The following is a 21703-nucleotide window of genomic DNA, read 5'->3' on the forward strand; positions in this document are numbered from 1 at the left end:
CCTACAAGAATCGCTGCCCCCGCGCGTGAGCATCCGACCGCATGTCCGACGACACCCCCAGCCCGATGATGGTCCAGTATCTGGGCATACGCGCCGCCAATCCCGGCGCGCTGCTATTCTATCGCATGGGCGATTTCTACGAGATGTTCTTCGAGGACGCGGTCGCCGCCGCAGCCGCCCTGGACATCGCCCTGACCAAGCGCGGCACCCATGCGGGCGCGCCGATCCCGATGTGCGGCGTGCCGGTCCATGCCGCAGAAAGTTATCTGCTGACCTTGATCCGCAAGGGGTTTCGCGTCGCCATTGCCGAGCAGATCGAGGATCCGGCCGAGGCGAAAAAACGCGGCAGCAGATCGGTCGTGGCGCGCGATGTCGTGCGGCTGGTCACGCCCGGTACCCTGACCGAGGAAAGCCTGCTCGAGGCGCGGCGGCACAATTTCCTCGCTGCCTTTGCCGAGGTCCGGGGCGAGGGGGCGCTGGCTTGGGCCGATATCTCGACCGGGGCGCTGCGCGTGATGCCGTGTCCGCTCGTGCGCCTCGCGCCCGAGCTTGCGCGGCTGGCCCCGCGCGAATTGCTGGTGTGCGCCGGTGCGCGGCTTGACGATGTCGCGGCCGAAGCTGGCGCGGCGCTGACCGAACTCGCACCCGGCAGTTTTGACTCGGCGGCCGGGGCGCGGCGGCTCGCGGCAATCTATGCGGTCGAGACGCTTGACGGCTTTGGCAGCTTCGAGCGGCCGGAATTGGCGGCGATGGGTGCGATCGCCGATTACCTGTTGCTGACCCAGAAGGGCCGCATGCCGCGCCTCGCCCCGCCGGCGCGCGAGGCGGCGGGCGGCGCGATGCAGATCGATGCCGCAACCCGTCGCAATCTGGAGTTGACGCAGGCGCTGTCTGGCGGTCGCGAGGGCAGCCTGCTGGCCGCCATCGACCGAACCGTGACCGCCGCTGGCGCGCGCCTGCTCGAGCGTCGCATCAGCGCGCCCTCGCGCGATCTGGCGGTGATCCATGCCCGGCAGGAGGCAGTGGCCCATCTGCTGGCTGACCCGAGGTTGGCGGCGGACCTGCGCGCAGCCCTCGCGCGTGCGCCGGACATGGACCGGGCGCTGTCGCGACTCGCGTTGGACCGGGGCGGGCCGCGTGATTTGGGGGCCATCCGCGCGGGGCTGGAGGCGGCAACTGCCGTCGCCGCGCTGCTGGGCGAGGACGCGGTCACCGTGCTGGCCGATGCGGCCACCGCGCTGAGTGGGCACGAGGTGCTCATCGACATGCTGGACGCCCTGGTGGCCGAGCCGCCCCTGCTCGCCCGCGATGGCGGCTTCGTCGCGTCGGGTCATGATCCGGACCTCGACGACACCCGACGGCTGCGCGACGAGGGCCGGGGGGTCATTGCCGGCATGCAGGCCGAATATGCGGACGAGACCGGCATCCCGGCTCTGAAGATCAAGCACAACAACGTGCTGGGCTATTTCATCGAGACGACCGCGACCCATGCGGCGCGGATGCTGGCGCCGCCGCTGTCGGCGCGCTTCATCCATCGCCAGACCACTGCCAATGCCGTGCGCTTTACCACCGTCGCGCTGTCCGAGCTGGAGACCCGCATCCTCAACGCCCGCGACCGCGCGCTGGAGATCGAGCGCGGCATCTTTGCCCGTCTGACCGCCGCCGTTCTGGGCGCCTCAGGGCCGATCGGGCAGGCGGCGCGTGCTCTGGCCGAGGTCGACGTCGCCGCCGCCTTTGCCGACCTCGCCTCGGGCGAGGGATGGAGCAGGCCGCAGGTCGACGACAGCCGCGCCTTTGTCATCGAGGGCGGCCGCCATCCGGTTGTCGAGCGCGCATTGAAGCGCAAGGCCGAGGCGTTTGTCGCCAATGACTGCGCCCTGACGACGGGCGAGACGCCGGCGATCTGGCTGCTGACCGGCCCGAACATGGCCGGCAAGTCGACCTTTCTGCGCCAGAACGCGCTGATCGCCATTCTCGCGCAGGCGGGCGGCTACGTGCCGGCGCGGCGGGCGCATGTGGGGCTGGTCAGCCAGCTTTTCAGCCGCGTCGGCGCGGCTGACGATCTGGCGCGCGGCCGCTCGACCTTCATGGTCGAGATGGTCGAGACTGCGGCGATCCTCAATCAGGCCGATGCGGCGGCACTGGTCATCCTGGACGAGATCGGCCGCGGCACTGCGACATGGGACGGGCTGTCAATTGCCTGGGCGGTGCTGGAGCATCTGCACGCCAGCAACCGCTGCCGGGCGCTGTTCGCAACCCATTATCACGAGATGACCAGCCTCTCTGCCCGCCTGCCGGGGGTCGAGAACGCGACTGTGGCGGTGCGCGAGTGGAAGGGCGACGTGATCTTCCTGCACGAGGTCCGCAAAGGGGCGGCGGACCGCAGTTATGGCGTGCAGGTGGCGCGGCTGGCCGGCCTGCCTGCCGCCGTGGTGGACCGCGCGCGCGAAATCCTGGCGGCACTGGAAAAGGGGGGGCGCGAGGGCGGTGCCCGGCCCGCTGCGCTGATCGACGATCTGCCGCTGTTCCGCGCCGCGCCGCCAGCGCCCCCGACGCCCGTCGCGCGCCCCTCGGCCGTCGAGGCACGGCTGGAGGGGGTGCAGCCCGATGGCCTGACCCCGCGCGAGGCGCTCGACCTGCTTTATGAACTGAAGGGCCTGACCGCGGCAGGATGAGTCGCCGAGAAAATCAGTTGCGGGAATCTGCAAGCGCGCCCAGCCTGCCTTGCAGGGAGGACCCGATATGCTGATCCGCATCACGATTGCCGCAACCCTGCTGGCCGCGCCCGCCTTTGCCACCTGCCCGGCGCCCGAGGCGATGCAGGCCGCCGCCAAGGGCTGGATGGAGGGGCAGCGCCTTCCCGACCCCGGACTGACCTCGATCGAGGACGCCGACTGCGCCTACAAATCCTATCGCGCCGCACTGGACGCGGCGATGGGCGCGCCTGTCGGGGTGAAGGTCGGCTTCACTTCGAAACCCGCGCAGGAAAAGTTCGGCGTGACGGCGCCCGCGGCCGGCGCGCTTTACGCGCCGATGATCCTCGAGGACGGTGCAGAGGTGCCGATGAAGGGCAGCCGCGCGCCGTTCTACGAGGCCGATCTGATCGTCACGGTGGCCGATCCCGCGATCATGCAGGCCAAGACTCGCGAGGACGTTGCCAAGGCGCTGCAGGACGTGCGCCCATTCATCGAACTCCCCGACATGGCCTTGCCCGAAGGGGTCAAACCGACCGGCGCGCTGATGACGGCCTATGGGGTGATGCCATGGCGTGGCGTGGTCGGCCCGGGCGTTCCGATGGCCGATCTGGCCGATCCTGTGGCCGATCTGGCGGCCCTGACGGTGGATCTGAAGGCCGATGGCGCCAGCGTTGCGCAGGGCAAGGGCGAGATGCTGCTGGGCCATCCGCTGGACGTGGTCCTGTGGCTAGTCAAGGACGGACGCTTCGACCTGAAGCCGGGGATGATGATCTCGCTCGGCTCGCTTTCGGCGCTGACGCCGGCCAAGGCGGGCGCGACGCTAGAGGCCGATTACAGCGTCGGCGGTAAGCCGATGAAGGTGACGGCCAAGCTGGTCGAATAGGCCGGGGTCACGCCTGCGCGGTGCGTCCGGCGCCAGGGCCGCGGCGCACCCGGTATTCGCGGGCGCCATCGCCCAGATCGCGGCTGCCCAGGAACTTGTGGCCGGCCTCAGCGCAGAAATGCGGCACGTCGAGGATGGCTGCGGCATCGGTCGCCAGCAACACGACCTCCGCCGCTTCCGGGGCGCCGTTCAGGACTCGGCGCAGGCGCAGCACCGGAAGTGGGCACAGCAGATCGCGCGCGTCTATTTCGATCGGGTTGTCAGCCATTGGCGGCATTCTGCAGCGCCGCCCGGCACCAGCCCTCTGCAGCATCGGGCGCGACAGCTTCGGCAAGGCCATCGGCAAACCGTGCGAAAGCGTCGGCCGCGTCTGGAGAGATTGCGACCAGCACGGGTAGCCCGAGGTGCAGTCCCTCGGCCACCAGGTCGCGAAAGCCGCGCCCCGCGGCCTCCTGCCGGCCAAACTTGCTCAGCAGCACCAGTTGCGCAGCGGCGAGCCCGTCGCGGGCCTGCTGCGCGGCGCGCTCCAGGCCCTCGGCATCCAGACAGCATCCCCGCGCGCCCGGACCGAGTGCCTGGGAGATTACGACCTCACCTCCGCCGGGGTGCAGCAGTTTTGCCACCATTTCGGCCGGTCGGGATCCCGAGGCCGGGCGGTTGGCCTGCACCGCGCCGGCGAGGCGAACGCCGTCGGCCGCGAGGCGCTGCGCGAGGTCCGCCAGCAGGCGGTCGGCGACGTCCTCGCCCTTGCGTCGCGGCTGATCGAGGTATCCCAGCATCCAGCGTCCCTTCGTTCGCAGGCAATCTAGGCGCAGGCGCGGCCCGGCGACAGGGGTTGCGGGCGGCGATGCGCGGCGCAAGGGTGCCTGATGACGCAACCGATCCATGACAAGGACATCGCCGGCATCATCCTCGCGGGGGGGCAGGGCACGCGCATGGGCGGGGCTGACAAGGCGCTGCTGGTGCTGCATGACCGGCCGCTGATCGCGCATGTCGTGGACCGCCTGGGCTGCGCCCGAGCGATCAGTGCCAACGGCCCGGCGGAGCGGTTCGCCGGCCTCGGACTGCCGGTGCTGCCCGACACGCTGTCAGGGCATCCGGGACCACTCGCCGGGGTGCTGGCCGGCCTCGAATGGGCGGCGGCGCAGGGATTTGGCGCTATCGTCACCGCCGCCACGGACACGCCCGGCTTTCCGCGCGATCTGGCGGCGATGCTGGCGCACCGCGCAGCAGGCAGTGGCGATGCCGCCGTGATCCTGGTGCGCGGCATCAGTTCGCCCGACCCCGGTGGTGCCCCGCGCATGCAGCCGACCTTTGCCCTTTGGCGGACTTCCGCCGCCCCCGGCGTGCGCGCGGCGCTTGCGGCCGGCACCCGCCGGGTCGAGGCAGTCGCGCAATTGCTGGGGATGGAGACGCTCGACGTGCCCGGAAGCGGCGCATTTTTCAACATAAACACCGCGCAGGACCTTGCCCGGGCTGGGGAATTCGTCGCTTGAGGGTTGGAAAATCGGCAGAAATACGCTTTGGCGGGTGCGCTGTCTGGAACCACCCTCGAAAACCGGGCGTTGGCAGCACATAACGGATCATCCGCCCTGCGAACAGGCAGGCGCCGATTTCATCAGAAGGAAGTGACGCATGTCCGATCGCGACAACGACCCGCACAACACGCGCAGCTACACCGAGCGTACTGTCGTGACTGAGCGCCCCGTGACCACCACCGTCGAGCCCAAGAGCTCGGGCTCGCTGCTGTGGATCATTCTGGCGCTGCTGGTTGCCGCTGCTCTGGCGTGGTGGCTGCTCGGCCGCGGCAATGACGCGACCACGACGACGACCACGGACACTGGCACGACCACCAGCGCCCCGGCGACTACCACGACCGAGCCGGTGACTGGCACGACGACGACGACCACCGAGCCGGCCACTGGCACGACCACGTCGACCACCACCACCGAACCGGCGGCTGACGCGACTTCGACCTCGACCCCCCCGGCGGCCGACACCAGCTCGACCACGACGACCACGACCCCGCCGAGCAACTGATCCCTCAGTCCATCTCGACGTGGAAAGCCCCGGCCCTTGCGGCCGGGGCTTTTTCATGGCCCATGCAGCGCATGGTTGATTATCCCGCCCTTGCCGCCCGTATCCGCGCCCTGACCGAGGGCGAGGATGATGTCATCGCCTTGATGGCGACAGTGGCCTGCGAGGTGCATCAGAGCGACGAGCGCTTTGACTGGACTGGTTTTTACCGCGTGACGGCCCCTGAAATGCTGAAGATCGGGCCCTATCAGGGCGGCCACGGCTGTCTGGTCATCCCCTTCTCGCGCGGGGTGTGCGGGGCCGCAGCGCGGACCGGCCAAGTGCAACTTGTCCCGGACGTCGACGCCTTTCCGGGCCACATCGCGTGCGCCAGCAGCACCAGGTCCGAGCTAGTCCTGCCGGTGACCGGCGCGGGCGGCAGCCTGATCGGCGTCTTTGACATCGACAGCAACCGACCCGGTGCCTTTACCACCACTGATGCGGTCGCGCTGGAGGCTATTCTAGCCGAGGTTTTCGGCCATTTGTGACGCTTGCCGCCAGCCCGTCCGGGCGGATATGCGTGGGCCATGATCGTCGATACCATCTTGGCCATTCCGACCGCGCAACTCGCGCTGTTCATCACCTCGGGCCTCGCGCTGAACGTGGCGCCGGGACAGGATGTGATGTTCGCCTCGGCCTGCGGGATTCGCGGCGGGGTGCGGGCCGGGATGCTCGCCGGATTTGGTGTTGGGCTGGGGGTACTGTGCCACGTCGCGATGGCGACGCTCGGCCTCGGGGCGCTACTTGCCGCACATCCCGGGGCGCAGACCGCCGTGCGCCTCGTCGGCGCGGGCTATCTGTTGTGGCTGGCGTGGAAAAGCTGGCGCGCGCCCCCCGCGGACGAGGTCAGCCTGCGCAATGCGCCCCCGGCGCGGGCCACCGCGCTGATCGGCCGCGGGGCGTTGAGTAACCTGCTGAACCCCAAGCCCGTCCTGTTCCTTCTGTCGTTCCTGCCGCAGTTCACCAATCCCGCATGGGGCCCGGTGTGGCAGCAAGTGCTGGGGCTGGGGCTGATCTTTGCCTTTACCGGCACGCTGGTGACCATGGCCTATGGTGCCCTCGCAGGCCTCGCGCGCGAGGGACTGGCGCGGCGCCTGGGCTGGGTAAACCGGCTGGCGGCGGTGATGTTTGCCGGCCTTGCCCTGCGCCTCGTGCTGCGCTAAGCGATGCTGCCTTTCGTCTACGCCCCTCCGGCCGATCCGCCGCGCATCCTGCATCACGACCACGAGATCCTGATCGTCGACAAGCAGGCGGGCCTGCTGTCGGTGCCGGGCAAGGGCGAGGACCGCGCCGATTGCCTGATCGAGCGCTTGCGTGGAATCTTCCCGGAGGTGCTGTTGGTCCACCGCCTCGATCTGGACACCTCCGGCGTCATGGTCTTTGCCCTGACCCCGCACGCGCAACGCCACCTGGGCCTGCAGTTCGAGCGCCGGCACATGCGCAAGTCCTACGTCGCCCGCCTCGCCGGCCGGTTGGAGCCGCCGCAGGGCACAGTCGATGCGGCGCTGATCGTGGACTGGCCGAACCGCCCGCGGCAGATGATCGATCCGGTAAACGGCCGCGCTGCCCAGACCGACTGGCGCGTGATCCGCGCCAGCGAGACTGAGACGCGCGTTCGCCTGCACCCGCTGACCGGGCGCAGCCATCAGCTGCGGGTGCATATGGCGAGCCTCGGGCACCCGATCCTCGGCGATCCACTATATGCCGAGGGACCGGCGCGCGACGATCATGCCCGGCTGATGCTGCATGCCGAATCCTTGCGCCTGCGCCACCCTGATGGCGGCAAGCACATGACCTTTTCGGCAGCTGTTCCTTTCTGACGGAACGGCCGAAACCCCCGGCCTCAGGGCTTGTGGTAGCAGCAAAATGCGGCCACGTTCGCCTATTGCGATGGGGGAATTCGATGACGGCAACCACGGGGACGGCATTGATCGTCGTCGACATGCAACTGGATTTCTGCCCCGGCGGGACGCTGGCTGTCGCGGGGGCTGACGAGATTATTGCGCCGATCAACGCCATGATGCCTGATTTCGACGCGGTGATCCTGACCCAGGATTGGCACCCGCCGAACCATAGCAGCTTTGCCGACAACCACCCCGACGCCAAGCCCTATGACGTGACGACGATGCCCTACGGCCCGCAGGTGCTATGGCCGAGACACTGCGTCATGGGCTCGGACGGGGCGCGGTTTCACCCGGATCTGCTGCTGGATTGCGCCGACATGATCGTGCGCAAGGGGTTTCGCGAACACATCGACAGCTATTCCACCTTCTTCGAGAATGATCACACGACGCCTACCGGCCTTGGCGGCTATCTGCGCGACCGCGGGCTGACGCAGCTGACGCTGGTTGGCCTTGCGCATGATTTCTGCGTCGCGTGGAGCGCGGTCGACGCGGTGCGCCTGGGCTTTTCGGTCGAGGTCCGTACCGAGGCGACGCGCGCCATCGACCTGGACGGGACCCGGATGCGGGCCGATGCAGTGATGCGTGCCGAAGGGGTGGTGCTGAAATGATCACCCCGGCCGTCGATATCGCGACGCGCGTTTACAACCACGCCTGGAAGATCGACCCGATCATCCGCAGCCTGATCGACACCGATTTCTACAAGCTACTGATGTGCCAATCGGTTTTTCGCAACCGGCCCGATGTCAACGTCACCTTCAGCCTGATCAACCGCACCCCCAGCGTGCGCCTGGCCGAGCTGATCGACGAGGGCGAGTTGCGCGAGCAGCTGGACCATGTGCGCGATCTCAGCCTGACGCGGGGCGAGTCGACCTGGCTTCGCGGCAACACCTTTTACGGCAAACGCCAGATGTTCCGCCCCGACTTCATGGAGTTCCTCGAGGGTCTGCGCCTGCCGCCCTATATCCTGGAAAAACGCGACGGCCAGTACGAGCTGACTTTCGAGGGCCCCTGGCCCGAGGTCATGTTGTGGGAAATCCCGGCCCTCGCGATCCTGATGGAGTTGCGCTCGCGCGCGGTGCTGAAGGGCATGGGCCGGTTCGAACTGCAGGTACTCTACGCCCGCGCCATGACCCGGCTTTGGGAAAAGATCGAGACCCTGCGGCAACTGGACGGGTTGCGTATCGCCGATTTCGGTACCCGCCGGCGGCACAGCTTTCTTTGGCAGGACTGGTGCGTGCAGGCCATGCAGGAGGGCCTCGGCGAAGCTTCGCAGGGCGGGGCATTCACAGGCACCAGCAACTGCCTGATCGCGATGCGCCGCGACATCGAAGCGATCGGCACCAACGCGCATGAGCTGCCGATGGTCTATGCCGCGCTGACGGACAGCGACGCGGCGCTGCGGCAGGCGCCTTATCGCGTTCTGGCCGATTGGCACGAGGAGCATGACGGCAACCTGCGCGTGATGCTGCCCGACACCTACGGCACGCGCGGCTTTCTGAATGGCGCGCCCGACTGGCTGGCGGGCTGGACCGGCATCCGCATCGATTCAGGCGACCCGGTCGCGACTGCCGAATATGCGATCCGCTGGTGGCAGTCGCGCGGCGAGGATCCGCGTGAAAAGCTGGTAATCTTTTCAGACGGGCTGGATGTGGCCGAGATCGCCATGCTGCACGCGCGGTTCAATGGCCGGGTGAAGGTCAGCTTCGGCTGGGGCACGCTGCTGACCAATGATTTCCGCGGGCTGGTGCAGGGCGACGGGTTGGCGCCTTTCAGCCTGGTCTGCAAGGCGGTCGCAGCCAATGGCCGCCCGACCGTCAAGCTGTCGGACAATCCCGAAAAGGCGACCGGCCCGGCCGACCTGATCGCCCATTACCGCAAGGTGTTCGACGTCGGCCCGCAGGAACGTCGCGCCCTGGCGGTCTGAGTTTCCGCGTTTCTACTTGCGGCGCTTGTCCGACTTCTTGGGCATCAACCTGCCGGACGTGACCAGTTCCGGCAGCGACAGGATCAGATCGCGCAGCCCTGCCTCGGCGACCAGCGGGGCGGCCTCCTCGGGGCGGAACCATTTCAATTTGCGCTCGCCGGCCTCGGGGAAGCGTGACTTCAGCCGGCGCACGATTACCGCAAACACCCGGACCTCGATAGGAATGGCGAACGCCTGGTCCTGCAGCTTGGCATAGTGATACCGGCCGAGTTCGGTCTGGCCGACCACGCCCTCGACCCCGGCCTCCTCCCACGCCTCCTGCAAGGCGGTTCCGGGCAGCGAGAACTTGCGCATCGGCCATCCCTTGGGGACGACCCAGCGCCCCGTCCCGCGGCTGGTGATCAGCAGGACACGATCACGCGCCTCGTTCAGACACAGGGCCGCGACCTGGGTCTCGGGCTTTTTTCGTCGGACGGGGATCGAGATGTCCGGCGCGCCGGGGGCGATGGCGGCATTGGGGGTTTTCAACAGGGCCGCGGGTGCCGGAGGCTGGGCCGATCCGTTTGCGTACACGACCGCCACGTCATCGCGCGCGGCGCCCTTGTGCGCTTGGGGGGCACGGGCGTCGTTTTTGGGCGGTTTATCCTGGTGCCGTCCCTTGCTCACTCGGCATCCTCGATCCGGGCGCGGGCCACCTTGACCTCGCCGCGAACGGCCTTTGCCTTCAGACGCCGGCGCACGCTGCCGAGCGTCGGGCGGGTGCGGATGCGGGGTGCGGGCGGCACCAGCGCCTCGCGGACCAGTTCTGCCAGCCGCTCGCGCGCAAGGGCGCGGTTCCTGACCTGGCTGCGCGTCTCCTCGGCGCGGATGACGATGGCGCCGTCCAGCGTCCAGCGCCGCCCGGCCAGTCGGCGCAGGCGGCGCTTGACCGCATCGGACAGATGGGGCGAGCGTTCCGCCTCGAAGCGCAACTCGACCGCGGTCGAGACCTTGTTCACGTTCTGCCCGCCGGGCCCCTGGGCCCGGGTGAACTGCTCTGACAGCTCCCAATCCTCCAGGGACACCTGTTCCGAAATTCTCAACATGACAACGAAGATAGTCTGCAACTCGGCAGGTGAAAGGGCCAAATAGCCCAAATAAATCAGGGGCCCCGCCCCGGCTGCGGAACCCCCAAAACTCGCTGCTGCCGACCGTCAGGGCGCGGGCTTGGCCTCGGTCGTCTGGTTGATCTTGGTTGCCAGGAAGTAGTCGAACGGCAATTCGCACACCCGGTTCCAGGTCCGGGCCTTTTCGGCGAACGCCTTCCACGGCTCATAGATCTTTCGGAACGCCTCGTTGCTGCCGGCGATTTCGTCATACATCTTGAACGCCTCGACATAGGCGGCCTGCATGACTTCGTCGGGGAAGGTTCGCAGTTGCGCGCCCTGGGCGACCAGTTTGTAGACCGCCTCGGGGTTGCGGGCGTCGTATTTGGCCAGGCAATCGACCAGCGTCGCCGAGGACGCGGTTTCCAGCGCGGCCTGGTATTCGGGGGGCAGCCCTTTCCACTTGTCGAGGTTGATGAACAGCCCGACGTTGGCCGTCCCCTCCCACCAGCCGGGGGCGTAATAGTAGGGCGCGACTTTTACGAACCCCAGCTTCTCGTCATCGTACGGACCCGAGAATTCCGCCGCGTCGATGGTGCCCTTTTCCAGCGCGGCATAGATGTCCCCGCCGCCGATCTGCTGCGGCACCACGCCCAGCCGGCTGAGGATGTTGCCACCCAGCCCGGCGATCCGCAGCTTGAGGCCCGAGAGGTCCGCGACGCTGTTGATCTCCTTGCGATACCAGCCGCCCATCTGCGCGCCAGTGTTGCCCGACGGAATCGCGTAGACGTTATGCGGCACGAGGAATTCGTTGATCAGCTCTCGCCCGCCGCCCTGGAAAAGCCAGGCATTGTGTTGGCGGGTGTTCAGGCCGAACGGCAGCGAGGTGTCAAAGGCAAACGTCGGATCCTTGCCGATGTTGAAGCTGCCCAGCGAATGGGCGCATTCCACGGTGCCCGCGCCCGCCGCCTCCAGCGCCTGCAGCGCCGGGACGATCTCACCGGGGGCGAACACCTGAAGCGTGAAATTGCCGTCGGTCAGCGCAGAAACGCGCTCGGCCAGCCCCTCTGAAATGCCGTAGAGGGTGTCGAGGCTTTTCGGGTAGCTCGAGGTCAGGCGCCATTGCACCTTGGGCGCGCCCTGCGCCAGGGCCGGCGCGGCCAATGCCGCAGCCGCGCCGCCGACGCCGGCGGTCGAAATAAAGGTCCTGCGATCCATTGTGCCTCCCCGCGGCGATGATGTGTCTCTGGCGAGGCTAGCGGCCTTCGCCAGGCGAGGGTAGGGGGCTGCAGGCGGGGCGCTTGCAAAGGGATGCCAAACATGGTGCCAGTCCCCCGTGATCCATGATGAGGTTTGCCCATGTCCACTCCGACCGCACTCGACCTAGGTCCGCGCACGATCACCTGCTTCAAGGCGTATGACGTTCGCGGCAAGCTGGGCAGTGAACTGGACGAAGACATCGCTTATCGCATCGGCCGTGCCTTCGCCCAGGCGCGTGGCGCGAAATCTGTGGTCGTCGGCCGCGACAGCCGCGAAAGCTCGCCCGTGCTGGCCGCCGCGCTGACGCGCGGACTGACCGAGGGCGGGGCGGACGTTCTGGACCTGGGCCTCGCCGGCACCGAGGAGGTCTATTTCGCGACCCCGCACTACGATGCCGATGGAGGGATCGAGGTGACAGCCTCGCACAATCCCATCGATTATAACGGCATGAAGATGGTCGCGGCAGGCAGCGCGCCACTGGATCCGGCGTCCGACCTGCCGCCGATCGTCGCCCTCGCCCAGTCCGGCAGTTTTGCCGCCCCTGCCCGTGTCGGCGAGGTCCGCGCGATCCCCGAATCGCGCACGGCCTATGCCAAGGCGGTGGTCGATTTCATCGACGTGTCGGTGCTGAAACCGATGAAGATCCTGGTCAACGCCGGCAATGGCACTGCCGGGCCGACCTTCGACGCAATCGCGGCGGAGCTCGAGGCACGCGGCGCGCCGCTGACTTTTATCCGCATCAACCATGAGGTCGATTCGTCCTTTCCCAACGGGATTCCGAACCCTCTGCTGGATGAAAACCAAGCCATGACGGCGGACCCGGTGCGCGCGAATCGCGCCGATCTCGGGATCGCCTGGGACGGCGACTTCGACCGCTGCTTTTTCTTCGATGGCGCGGGGCGGTTCATTCCCGGCGAATATATCGTCGGCCTGTTGGGCGCGGCTTTCCTGGAAAAATCCCCGGGCGAGAAGATCGTTCACGACCCCCGCGTCATCATGAACACGCGCGCCATGATCGAGGAGGCCGGCGGCGTCGCCGTGGTCAGCAAGACCGGCCATGCCTTCCTCAAGCGCAAGATGCGCGACGAAGGTGCGATCTACGGCGGCGAGATGTCGGCCCACCATTATTTCCGCGACTTCCACTATGCCGACAGCGGCATGATCCCGTGGCTGCTGGTGGTCGAGTTGCTCAGCCGCAAAGGCAAGACCCTGGCCGAGATGCTGGACGAGCGGATGCGCGCCTATCCGTCCTCGGGCGAGGCAAACTTTCGCATTGCTGACCCCGACGCCGCCATCGCGCGTGTGGTGGATCACTTTGCCAGCCAGAAACCGCGGCGGGACGATCTGGACGGGGTCAGCCTGGATTTCGGCGACTGGCGGTTCAACATCCGCAAGTCGAACACCGAGCCGGTGGTGCGCCTGAATGTCGAGGGCAAGGGCGATGCGGCGGCCGTTGCAGCCCACCGCGACGAAATCGCGGCCCTGCTGACCGCGGCGGGCTAAGGGCGCGGAGACTGGCCGCCTAAAGGTGCGGTCAGTCGTCGTCCGCGGTGATGACAGCCTGCCCAGGCACCGCGACGGCCGGCATGATGACACGCGATCGCGGCACGCCCAGCAGATCCTCGTGCATCGCGATGGCCTCCTCGACATCGTCAAAGAAGGTCAGCCGGGCCTGGTGCAGCACCGCTGCCTGAGTGCAAAGGCGCCGAATCAGCGCCAGCGAGTGACTGACAACGATGGCGCCCGCGCGGCTCATCCGGTCCTGGAAGACCTCCTCGGACCGGCGGCGGAAATCGCCATCGCCGACGCTGGTTACCTCGTCGATCAGGTAAGTATCGAAGGCGATTCCCATCGAGGTGCCGAAGGCGACGCGCGAGCGCATGCCCGACGAGAAGGTGTAATACGGCCTGTCGAAATGATGGCCGAGATTGGCGAACTCGCGCACGAAATCCGCCAGTTCGTCGGTGTCGACGCCGTAGATCCGGGCGACAAAGCGCACGTTCTGGGCGGCCGTCAGCTCGGGGTGGAAGGACGCGGCAAAGCCGACCGGCCACGAGATCGTGCCGTCCGACCAGATCCGCCCTGAGGTTGGCAGCATGGTCCCCGAGATCATGCGGATCAGCGAGGACTTGCCAGCCCCGTTGCGGCCCAGCAGCCCGACCGAGGCGCCGGTCGCGAAGGTCGCGTTGATCTGATCCGCAACCAGGGTGGTGACCCCGCGCGAGCGGTAGACCTTGGTGACGTTTTCCAGCCGGATCATCGGATCAGGCGCGGTCCCGCACGCTGTAATAGACCAGCAGCAGGATCGACCAGCCAAGTGTCAGGAACAGCGCCATCAGCGCCAGAACCATGGGCCGGTTCGGCCGCTGCGACTGCTCTGACAACTGGGGCACGATGTGGGCGGCAAGATAGCGCGTCTGGCGCTGCGCCTCGCCCAGGGCCTTGTCATAGGTCGCGCGGGCAGCGGTATAGGTCGCCTCGGCAAAGGTGCGATCGGCGGTCAACTGTTCGTAATCCGCGACCAGCTTGGCGTAACTCTCGCCGCCCGGGCCGTCGCGCGACGTGCTGAACTTGTCCCGCTCCTGCTGGATGCGGCTCTCGATGGCGCCGATCTTTTTCTTGCCCTGCTCAAAGCGCGGATCGGATTCGAGCGTGCCATTCTCGACCAGCATGTCCTGCGCGACGAGTGCCGCGGCAAGTTGGCTCTGCAGTTGCGTGAGGATGCCCATCTGGCTCTCGAACTCCGCCTTGGGATCGACCAGCTGGGTGCGGGTGCGGTACTGGGTCATGCGGCCCCGCACCTCCTCGACCCGCTGTTCGGCCTTGTTCAACTCCTCGCGGGCGTAGCGGGTGGCATCCTCGCGCGCCTGGTCTGAGAGCCGGTTCACGGTCTTGCTGCTGGCATCATAGATGGCATCGGCAATGGTCTTGGCGTCCTGCGGCGAGAAGGCGGCCGTCTTGACGGTGATGATGCCCGTCTTGTCGTCGCTGAGGACGGTGACCTGTCGGTTCCAGTATTTGACCAGGTCCTCGATCGTGCCCGAGGGGTCATAGGCATAGACGAAATCCCGAGGCCAGCCGGCCGAGAATCGTGCCTTGAGGTCGATGGTGTTGTTCACTGCCCGGACCATGTCCTCGCTGCGGATGAACTGGTAGAGGATGTTCTGATCGGACGCCCCGCCTGACGAGGTGAATGCCCCGAGCCCGCCGAGAAGGTCGATCCCGCCTTTCTGGTCTTCCTTGCGGACCGAGAATCCCATGACCGAGACATACTGGTCCTGCGCGCGTGTCCACAGGTACCAGGCGGATGCAGTAAGCGGCAGAAGGACCAGGACCAGGAAGCTGAGAATCAGCATCCAGTGTCGGAACTTGGGCCGGGCCCTTCCGGCTGGCGCGCGCTGGACCCCTGCGCCAGCATGCGGCGGTGCTGGCGGAATGGCAGGCGGGGCGGCGGCTAGCGGCATGGGGGTGACCTGGCGCACGGCGGGCTGGGCAGCGGCGGCCGGCCGGGCCGGGACGGGCGGCTGTGCGGCGGCGGGGGCCGGTTGGATCGGCGCCGGGCGAGGCGGGGCAGAGGGGACAGGCTCGGCGGGCGCGGCCTGAGCTGCGGGCGCCGGCTTGGCAGGTGCGGGCTGAGGGGCTGGGGCGGGCTGTGCGGGAGCAGCCGGAGCAGGGATGGACGGCGTCGCTTGCGGGATCGACGCCGCGGCTGTGGCGGTCGGTTGCCCAGTCGCGGCTGGAGGAGCTGGGGCTGCCTGCGGCGGCGTCGCCGGTGAGGGCGCGGCTGCCGACATTGCGGAAGCGATGGGGGGCGCCGGAACTGTGGAAGCAGTCGATGCGGGCTGCGTGGCAGCACCCGCCGCGCCGCCGGCGGTAATCGCCGCGCCGGCCGCCGGCACGCTGTCGCTCGGACTGGTCTGGACCCTGGGTGCCGCGGTTACGGCCGCCCCCGAGGTTTCGGGCCGGGGGGAGGGAGATTGGCTCACCACTGCGGCTTTCCTTGTTCAAATCGTGGCCGCTTGTTACATACTGGGCTGCCGCAAGGCCAGAGATCAGATTTGCGTGACGCCATGGCCCAGCCGACCCTTACCGACAGCGCCGGTCTTACCACCCCGCCAACCGCGGCGGTCATGACGCCCCTGCGCGCCCCCGCCCAGCGGCCCAAGATCAGGTTCAAGATGGTGCGGATCGTCGCGGCGCTGATGCTGCGTGAGATCGCGACCCGCTACGGCCGCTCCCCCGGGGGCTACCTCTGGGTACTGGCCGAGCCGATGGCCGGCATTGCCCTGTTGTCGTTCATCTTTTCGATCACACTCGCTGCGCCGGCGATCGGCACCAACTTCCCGCTGTTCTATGCCAGCGGTTTCCTGCCTTTCGCCATGTACATGGAGCTCTCAGGAACGGTTGCGCGCTCGATCGCTTTCTCGCGGCCGTTTCTACAGTATCCGCCTGTAACCTATACAGATGCCCTTATCGCGCGCGTCCTATTGAATTTCGTTACGCAAATTGTCGTGTGCGGCATGATTTTTACGGGAATCGACCTGTTTTACGGCCTGCATACGGTATGGAACATACCCGCTCTTCTGGAGGGGGCAGTCCTCACCGCCCTGCTTGCGGTCGGGGTGGGGGTCATGAATTGCTATCTTTTTCTCGAGTTCCCGATTTGGGAGCGCATATGGTCAATTCTGATGCGACCGCTTTTCCTGATCTCGGGCGTATTCTACCTCTATTCCTCAATGCCGATGGCGGCCCAGAATGTGCTTTGGTTCAATCCATTGGTGCATTGCGTTGCCCTTGTGCGACGCGGCATTTACGGCACCTATGATGCCAGCTACGCCAGCCCCGCCTATGTGCTGATAGTCAGCGGGGTGCTGATCTTCTTCGGCATGCTGCTGTTGAACCGTCATCACCTGCGCCTGCTCGAGCGATAGGTTAAATCATTATATCGCCGCGCAGCAACTCGGCGCGGTTGCTCAGGGCGATTGAAAAATCTGCGCGCAAGTCACCATTCAGGTCAGCATCGAGATAGGTCAGGCTGCCGACCTGCCGGACCATTACGCTGCCGGCGCCGCCGGAAAAACTTGACCCACTCCAGTGGCAGTTCATGCCGCGTAAATCGATTCTGTCGTCCCCGGTGACGAAGTCGGTGATCAGGTCCGCGGTCAGCGCGCTGGCAGCAGAGTCTCGCGCGGCAAACACAAACCGGTCCGAGCCTGCCCCGCCGGTCATGACGTCGCGGCCTAGACCGCCGAAGAGATAGTCGTTCGAGTCGCCGCCCTGCATGATGTCATTACCGGCGTTTCCGTACAGGATGTCGATCCCGGTGCCGCCAACGAGAAAATCGTTTCCCTCCGCGCCTACGAGGGTGTCGTCGCCCGCGTCACCGGTCATGTCATTGGCGCCGAACTGCCCAACAAGATAGTCATTGCCGTCGCCGCCGCCGAGGCGATCGTTTCCAAGGCCGCCGATCAGCCAGTCGTTATCCGGACCGCCCATCAGTGTATCATTGCCGGCTCCACCGAGCAGGGTACCCAGCCCGGACCCGCCACTTAACAGGTCATTTCCGTCGCCGCCGTCGAGGCGGTCGTTCCCAGCCTCGCCGTAAATCCTGTCGTTGTCGGCCATCCCCAGCAAGACGTCGTCGCCAAGGCCGCCAAACATGCCGTCGTTGCCGGCATCACCGCGCATTACATCGTCGCCGCCCTCACCCGACATGTAGTCGTTACCAACGCCACCATATGCCAGATCGTTACCTTCACCGCATGCGATGAAGTCGTTCCCGAGGCCGCCGTCGATGGAATCAGTCCCGGCGTCACCGCTGCATCTGTCATCGCCGTCCTGGCCCCAGATGACGTCGTTGCCGAGGCCACCATAGAGGCGGTCGTTGCCGGCGTCACCGCGCAAGCGGTCGTTGCCGGACCAGCCAATCACCTGGTCATCGCCCGCGCCCCCGAGAACGATGTCGTTGCCCGCGCCGCCATTCAGGATATCCGCTCCGGCGCCCCCGTCGAGGTAGTCTTCTCCCTCGTCACCCGTCATACGATCATCGCCGGCTTGGCCGAGCAAAGTATCGTTGTCCAATCCCCCAGCGATAACGTCATTCCCGTCCTCGCCAAACAGGCGATCCCGGCCGGCATAGCCTATCAGAATATCGTTGCCTGCGCTGCCGACGAGTGAATCATTTGACAGACCCCCATAAAGGAAATCGTTGCCCGCTCCGCCTGCCAGGTAGTTCAAACCGCCCTCGCCATAAATCGTGTCGTTGCCATCGCCGCCGGTCATGACATCTTCCCCGATTCCGCCGAAGATCAGATCATTTCCCGCGCCGCCATCGATGCGGTCATTCCCGTCGTCGCCCAGGAGGCGGTCGTCACCGGCGTCACCGAGCAGCGTGTCATTGTCAGCCCCGCCGGAAATCACATCATTTTCAGTCCCTCCGGCCAACACATCGCGACCGAGTCCGCCAACAATATAGTCGGCCCCGGCGCCGCCGAATGCCGTGTCGGCGCCGATGCCGCCCAGCAAGGTGTCGTCGCCGTCGTCTCCCGAAAATCGGTTTAGGCCGCCCGACGCGCTGATCACATCGTTGCCTGACCCGCCGGAGATCGTGTCATTTCCAAGGCCGCCCTGGAGCACGTCATCGCCAGCGCCACCCTGCAGCAAATCGTTGCCGTCGTCGCCGAGTAATAGGTCATTGCCGTCTTCGCCGATCAGCGTGTCGTTTCCCGTTCCCCCTTGCAGACGGTCGTCGCCTGTCCCCCCCATCAAAAAGTCGTCACCATCTTGACCCAACAGAGTGTCGCGGCCCGATTCGCCATAAAGGCGATCGTTTCCGGCGTCCCCGCTGCCCCAATCGTTGCCCGACCGGCCATAGATCAAGTCGTCACCGTCGCCGCCGCTGAGCCGGTCGTCGAAAACCCCGCCGGTAAGGGTGTCTCCTCCGCCCAAGCCGTAGATCGTCACGGCGTTGACGCCCGCGCCAATCCAGTCTCCACCGGCGGTGCCGACGAGAGTGACCGCGTTTCCCGGCGTCGGATAATGCGCGATGGGAAAGTTATCGATGCTGACGATGCCGGCAGGCAGGCTGGCACCGCTTGCACTGCGCACGTCGATGGTGGTTGGGCCGAAGGTGATGCGCAGGCCCGTGGACGTCGACGTTATTGCCATCTGCATCGGATGGCGAACCATGCCCAGGTCGCTGAGGTCGAGGCGGTCCTGGTTGCGGTCGAAGTCGGTGATGGTGATCGTGCCCACAACCGCAGTAGGCACGAAAACATCCGCCCCCGCCCCGCCGGTCAGCATCACCGGCCGGCCGCCCGCGACAAGCGTGTCGTCCCCCGCGCCGCCTGTGATCCGCAAAGTTCCCGCCTGCGCGACGAGCAGGTCATCGGCCGCCGTTCCGACGGTGTAGCCGCTGGAGGCAAACCCGGTCGCACCGACCACGCCAGTGTCGACAGCGAGCTGGGTGATCCCCCGCTCTGTCGCCGAGCTGGCGAAAAGCGCGATCTTGCCGGCCAGCACCCCGGCCGCGAGGCCCGAGACATCAGCCAGCGACGTGCCTGCCGTGTCGGCCAAGGTGCCGACATGCACCAGCCGTCCGTCGGGCAGCAAGGTGAACATGCTGATCCCGTCATCCGCCCCGGCTGCAAAGACGAAGGTGCGCCCGTTGAGGGTGACGGCCTCAAGTTCGGTAATGTTGTCAAAGCGGGTGCCGCGTTCGTCCAAGATGTGATCGACGGGGGTCAGCCGGCCGGTCGCGTCTAGTTTCAACACCGTCAGGGAGGAGCTGTCGGCGCCCGCCACGATGACAAAGGTCGTGCCGCCCACCGCCGCGATCTCTACCTCGCGCGGTGTCATGAAAGGCGCCTGCCAGGACATTCCCATGACCTGACCCGGCAGGATGCGGCCGGCGGCGTCAATCGGGTGGCAGGCGATGAAATTGCCGAGGGTGGAGGTGGCGATCGCGAATTGCTTGCCGGCAACCGTCGCGACCTCGATCTCGTTGATCCGCGCGTCGCGGTGGATACCGGTCGGCACTTGCGATGACGAGACCAGTGTCAGCGTGCCATCTGCCCCCCGCCGATAGCTGTGGAACGTGGCCCCGGCATCGCGCGAGGCAAACAGATATTCGGTGCTGCCGATATGCAGCGCCGTGGCGGTGATGGTGTCAAAGCCGAGGCCGCTCGCGACGGTCGCCTTGGCTGAACCCTTTTCGTCGAACAGCGTGCCCCTGCTGCCGGAATAGAGCATGCCCAGCGGATAGGCCTGAAAGCCGCCCGCGACTTCACGAAAGGTGATCTTTGGCTCTGACAGCCAGCCGAGACTGGCGACGTAGGGGGCATGGCTGACAAAGGTGGCGGCCTTGTCGCTTGTGCCAACGGAGAAGCTCGTCAGCCCGCCGCCCCGCTGGTTGGCAGCGACCAGAAACAGCCCTTGCGAGGTCTGTTCCAAGGCAAGATCGCTGATGTTTCTGGTATAGGAGCTGTTCGGGCCAAACAGCGTGCCAACCAGAGTCAGCCCGGACATGGTATCATCCTATAGTTGTGTTGACCGCTGCGAGTATTCTTTGACGTGTGCGATATCACCACGTCCTGCCGCGCAGGCAGAGTCGAACATGTCCGGGATTTTATGCGATATGGGCCGCTGGAGAGGGCGGCCGGCGCGGTCCCGAGGCAGAGGCGGCGGATGCCGCGGGCAACTTGGGGTCGGGGTTTGGGAAGCGAGGGCCAGCCGCAGATGTCTCGGCGAGGAACTACGTCCGTCCTCAGGTGCAGGGTCGGGACGCGCCTTGGGATGAGTTTTGTCACGCGTTGAATTTTTGCAGTGAAGCCAATGCGATGGCCGGGACTTTATAGCCTTGCAAGCCGAGCAGCAGGACGTGTCGACTTACAGGGATGGGCAGGCGCAACCAGCGCGCATGCGGGATCAGGTGCAGATATGGCGTCCCACGGGACGAAATAAGGTTCCGCTGCGCCCGGTGACGATCACTTCAAATGCAACCGAATTTACGTTCAGGAAACGCAGCGCAGGTCGCTTTTTGCGAGCGGAGATCGGTCTCCGTCGACGCCCACCGGCCGAATCGCGGGCCCATTGATATACCGGCTCTGACGCTGCGTAACGCGGGGGCCTACGGAACAGGGCGCAGGGCACTTGGGAGAAGCCGCCAAAGCCCAAACGTGCATCCAAACAATGGACCGGGCCCGGGCGGCGTCGCTCTCTTAGCTCACTCCACCTGCGGCATTCGCAACACCCTCGCGCCGCAATCGCGGCGCGCATCCGGCGCGCAGTCACGCGGGCGCAGGTCGCGCGTCAGGCAGATGCGAACCTCCTCAACGGCGCCCGCATCGCAGGTGATCGTCACGCCTTCGCGCGTCATGTCGGGGTTGACCGCCAGAAATGCCGCCTCGATAGCTCCGGGCGGAACGTTCAGGTCGCGCGGCAATCGGGCATAGGCGGGCGGGATCGCGACCCGCGACACGGCCTCGCGCATCAGGCTGTAATAGTCCCGGCCGGACAAGCCCGAACACCGGCCGTGCTTTTTCCACTGGTACCAGGCGAGGCCGCCGGAACCCATCAGGTCGGCCATCTCGGCGCTGTCGCCCCGCGTCGGATCGCGCGCCTCGGTGCGGCAATCGGACGGCCAGCCCTGCTCGTACTGCGGCCAGAGGCCATGCACGACAAAGCCGCGTCGTACGCCGGGACGGCACTGGTCGGCGGTGCCGTCATCCTCGGCCGCACACCAGCTGGGCGACCAGCTGAGGGACAGCACGTAATACTCGAAATCGCCGGGCGTGTCTTGCGCCGCCGCCGGCAGGGGGCCGGCCAGCAGCGTGGCAGACAGCAGGGCAAGCGTGCGCATCATCATGCCGCCAGCC

Annotated in this window: 20 protein-coding genes; 11 read left to right on the forward strand and 9 right to left on the reverse strand. The window is 66.6% G+C overall.

The window, feature by feature from the left end; genetic code table 11:
* The first annotated feature begins 41 nt into the window (after positions 1–41).
* Together mutS and DRW48_RS04545 are read left to right on the forward strand one after the other, a co-directional pair.
* On the forward strand, positions 42–2675 hold the full coding sequence (gene mutS, locus DRW48_RS04540; RefSeq protein WP_114075371.1) for a DNA mismatch repair protein MutS: 2634 nt from the start codon (positions 42–44) through the stop codon (positions 2673–2675).
* 67 nt (positions 2676–2742) lie between these two features.
* A complete protein-coding gene (locus DRW48_RS04545; RefSeq protein ID WP_241963375.1) occupies positions 2743–3579 on the forward strand; it encodes a 2-keto-4-pentenoate hydratase in 837 nt (278 codons plus the stop codon).
* Between the two features lie 7 nt (positions 3580–3586).
* Here the strand turns inward: DRW48_RS04545 and DRW48_RS04550 are convergent, their stop codons facing one another.
* On the reverse strand, positions 3587–3847 hold the full coding sequence (locus DRW48_RS04550; protein ID WP_114075372.1) for a sulfurtransferase TusA family protein: 261 nt from the start codon (positions 3845–3847) through the stop codon (positions 3587–3589).
* Positions 3840–4358 carry a DUF2478 domain-containing protein gene (locus DRW48_RS04555; RefSeq protein ID WP_114075373.1) on the reverse strand — a complete coding sequence of 173 codons (519 nt, stop codon included), beginning with the start codon at positions 4356–4358 and terminating at the stop codon, positions 3840–3842. Before DRW48_RS04555 ends, DRW48_RS04550 begins: the two co-directional genes overlap by 8 nt.
* A gap of 90 nt (positions 4359–4448) precedes the next feature.
* Here DRW48_RS04555 and mobA point away from each other — a divergent pair, with 90 nt between their 5' ends.
* From mobA to pncB, 7 genes are all read left to right on the forward strand, one after another.
* Complete coding sequence (gene mobA, locus DRW48_RS04560; RefSeq protein WP_114075374.1) at positions 4449–5075, forward strand: molybdenum cofactor guanylyltransferase MobA; 627 nt, start codon at positions 4449–4451, stop codon at positions 5073–5075.
* A 139-nt stretch (positions 5076–5214) separates the two neighbouring features.
* On the forward strand, positions 5215–5619 hold the full coding sequence (locus DRW48_RS15855) for a hypothetical protein (protein WP_162784672.1): 405 nt from the start codon (positions 5215–5217) through the stop codon (positions 5617–5619).
* Between the two features lie 71 nt (positions 5620–5690).
* Entirely contained in the window at positions 5691–6143 is a 453-nt protein-coding gene (locus tag DRW48_RS04570) for a GAF domain-containing protein (protein WP_114077363.1), read from the forward strand.
* Between the two features lie 39 nt (positions 6144–6182).
* On the forward strand, positions 6183–6818 hold the full coding sequence (locus DRW48_RS04575) for a LysE family translocator (RefSeq protein WP_114075375.1): 636 nt from the start codon (positions 6183–6185) through the stop codon (positions 6816–6818).
* Positions 6819–6821: 3 nt separating this feature from the next.
* Positions 6822–7475 carry an RluA family pseudouridine synthase gene (locus DRW48_RS04580; protein ID WP_199286158.1) on the forward strand — a complete coding sequence of 218 codons (654 nt, stop codon included), beginning with the start codon at positions 6822–6824 and terminating at the stop codon, positions 7473–7475.
* Positions 7476–7558: 83 nt separating this feature from the next.
* Positions 7559–8167, forward strand: coding sequence for a bifunctional nicotinamidase/pyrazinamidase (pncA, locus tag DRW48_RS04585; protein WP_114075376.1), 609 nt, complete (start codon positions 7559–7561; stop codon positions 8165–8167).
* Entirely contained in the window at positions 8164–9483 is a 1320-nt protein-coding gene (gene pncB, locus DRW48_RS04590) for a nicotinate phosphoribosyltransferase (RefSeq protein WP_114075377.1), read from the forward strand. The genes pncA and pncB overlap by 4 nt, the downstream gene beginning before the upstream one ends.
* A gap of 12 nt (positions 9484–9495) precedes the next feature.
* Here pncB and DRW48_RS04595 read toward each other — a convergent pair whose 3' ends face one another.
* The 3 genes from DRW48_RS04595 to DRW48_RS04605 all read right to left on the reverse strand — a co-directional run bounded on the left by DRW48_RS04595 (position 9496) and on the right by DRW48_RS04605 (position 11786).
* Positions 9496–10149, reverse strand: coding sequence for an NUDIX hydrolase (locus DRW48_RS04595; protein WP_241963376.1), 654 nt, complete (start codon positions 10147–10149; stop codon positions 9496–9498).
* Complete coding sequence (arfB, locus tag DRW48_RS04600; protein WP_114075378.1) at positions 10146–10568, reverse strand: alternative ribosome rescue aminoacyl-tRNA hydrolase ArfB; 423 nt, start codon at positions 10566–10568, stop codon at positions 10146–10148. Before arfB ends, DRW48_RS04595 begins: the two co-directional genes overlap by 4 nt.
* A gap of 108 nt (positions 10569–10676) precedes the next feature.
* Positions 10677–11786, reverse strand: coding sequence for a TRAP transporter substrate-binding protein (locus tag DRW48_RS04605; protein ID WP_114075379.1), 1110 nt, complete (start codon positions 11784–11786; stop codon positions 10677–10679).
* Between the two features lie 141 nt (positions 11787–11927).
* Between DRW48_RS04605 and DRW48_RS04610 the strand changes: the two genes are divergently transcribed.
* Positions 11928–13331, forward strand: a complete 1404-nt coding sequence (locus DRW48_RS04610) for a phosphohexomutase domain-containing protein (RefSeq protein ID WP_114075380.1) — start codon at positions 11928–11930, stop codon at positions 13329–13331.
* Positions 13332–13362: 31 nt separating this feature from the next.
* On the opposite strand, the gene DRW48_RS04615 is transcribed toward DRW48_RS04610, so the two are convergent.
* Entirely contained in the window at positions 13363–14088 is a 726-nt protein-coding gene (locus DRW48_RS04615) for an ABC transporter ATP-binding protein (RefSeq protein ID WP_114075381.1), read from the reverse strand.
* A gap of 4 nt (positions 14089–14092) precedes the next feature.
* A complete protein-coding gene (locus DRW48_RS04620) occupies positions 14093–15184 on the reverse strand; it encodes a KpsE/RkpR family capsule polysaccharide export protein (protein ID WP_241963377.1) in 1092 nt (363 codons plus the stop codon).
* 714 nt (positions 15185–15898) lie between these two features.
* On the opposite strand from DRW48_RS04620, the gene DRW48_RS04625 reads away from it, so the two are divergent.
* A complete protein-coding gene (locus tag DRW48_RS04625) occupies positions 15899–16759 on the forward strand; it encodes an ABC transporter permease (protein WP_241963378.1) in 861 nt (286 codons plus the stop codon).
* A 1-nt stretch (position 16760) separates the two neighbouring features.
* On the opposite strand, the gene DRW48_RS04630 is transcribed toward DRW48_RS04625, so the two are convergent.
* Positions 16761–20354, reverse strand: a complete 3594-nt coding sequence (locus DRW48_RS04630; protein WP_241963379.1) for a calcium-binding protein — start codon at positions 20352–20354, stop codon at positions 16761–16763.
* 697 nt (positions 20355–21051) lie between these two features.
* Positions 21052–21687: a ribonuclease T2 family protein gene (locus DRW48_RS04635; protein WP_114077368.1), complete on the reverse strand. Its 636-nt coding sequence runs from the start codon at positions 21685–21687 to the stop codon at positions 21052–21054.
* Positions 21688–21703: the final 16 nt, after the last annotated feature.

The organism is Paracoccus suum, assembly GCF_003324675.1.
In the GTDB taxonomy this organism is placed as follows: domain Bacteria; phylum Pseudomonadota; class Alphaproteobacteria; order Rhodobacterales; family Rhodobacteraceae; genus Paracoccus; species Paracoccus suum.

Bases quoted from the DNA above. Each gene is read 5' to 3' on its own strand.
- mutS (WP_114075371.1), top strand. From the start codon at position 42: ATGTCCGACGACACCCCCAGCCCGATGATGGTCCAGTATCTGGGCATA.
- DRW48_RS04545 (WP_241963375.1), top strand. From the start codon at position 2,743: ATGCTGATCCGCATCACGATTGCCGCAACCCTGCTGGCCGCGCCCGCC.
- DRW48_RS04550 (WP_114075372.1), bottom strand. From the start codon at position 3,847: ATGGCTGACAACCCGATCGAAATAGACGCGCGCGATCTGCTGTGCCCA.
- DRW48_RS04555 (WP_114075373.1), bottom strand. From the start codon at position 4,358: ATGCTGGGATACCTCGATCAGCCGCGACGCAAGGGCGAGGACGTCGCC.
- mobA (WP_114075374.1), top strand. From the start codon at position 4,449: ATGACGCAACCGATCCATGACAAGGACATCGCCGGCATCATCCTCGCG.
- DRW48_RS15855 (WP_162784672.1), top strand. From the start codon at position 5,215: ATGTCCGATCGCGACAACGACCCGCACAACACGCGCAGCTACACCGAG.
- DRW48_RS04570 (WP_114077363.1), top strand. From the start codon at position 5,691: ATGGTTGATTATCCCGCCCTTGCCGCCCGTATCCGCGCCCTGACCGAG.
- DRW48_RS04575 (WP_114075375.1), top strand. From the start codon at position 6,183: ATGATCGTCGATACCATCTTGGCCATTCCGACCGCGCAACTCGCGCTG.
- DRW48_RS04580 (WP_199286158.1), top strand. From the start codon at position 6,822: ATGCTGCCTTTCGTCTACGCCCCTCCGGCCGATCCGCCGCGCATCCTG.
- pncA (WP_114075376.1), top strand. From the start codon at position 7,559: ATGACGGCAACCACGGGGACGGCATTGATCGTCGTCGACATGCAACTG.
- pncB (WP_114075377.1), top strand. From the start codon at position 8,164: ATGATCACCCCGGCCGTCGATATCGCGACGCGCGTTTACAACCACGCC.
- arfB (WP_114075378.1), bottom strand. From the start codon at position 10,568: ATGTTGAGAATTTCGGAACAGGTGTCCCTGGAGGATTGGGAGCTGTCA.
- DRW48_RS04605 (WP_114075379.1), bottom strand. From the start codon at position 11,786: ATGGATCGCAGGACCTTTATTTCGACCGCCGGCGTCGGCGGCGCGGCT.
- DRW48_RS04610 (WP_114075380.1), top strand. From the start codon at position 11,928: ATGTCCACTCCGACCGCACTCGACCTAGGTCCGCGCACGATCACCTGC.
- DRW48_RS04615 (WP_114075381.1), bottom strand. From the start codon at position 14,088: ATGATCCGGCTGGAAAACGTCACCAAGGTCTACCGCTCGCGCGGGGTC.
- DRW48_RS04620 (WP_241963377.1), bottom strand. From the start codon at position 15,184: ATGCTGATTCTCAGCTTCCTGGTCCTGGTCCTTCTGCCGCTTACTGCA.
- DRW48_RS04625 (WP_241963378.1), top strand. From the start codon at position 15,899: ATGGCCCAGCCGACCCTTACCGACAGCGCCGGTCTTACCACCCCGCCA.
- DRW48_RS04630 (WP_241963379.1), bottom strand. From the start codon at position 20,354: ATGTCCGGGCTGACTCTGGTTGGCACGCTGTTTGGCCCGAACAGCTCC.
- DRW48_RS04635 (WP_114077368.1), bottom strand. From the start codon at position 21,687: ATGCGCACGCTTGCCCTGCTGTCTGCCACGCTGCTGGCCGGCCCCCTG.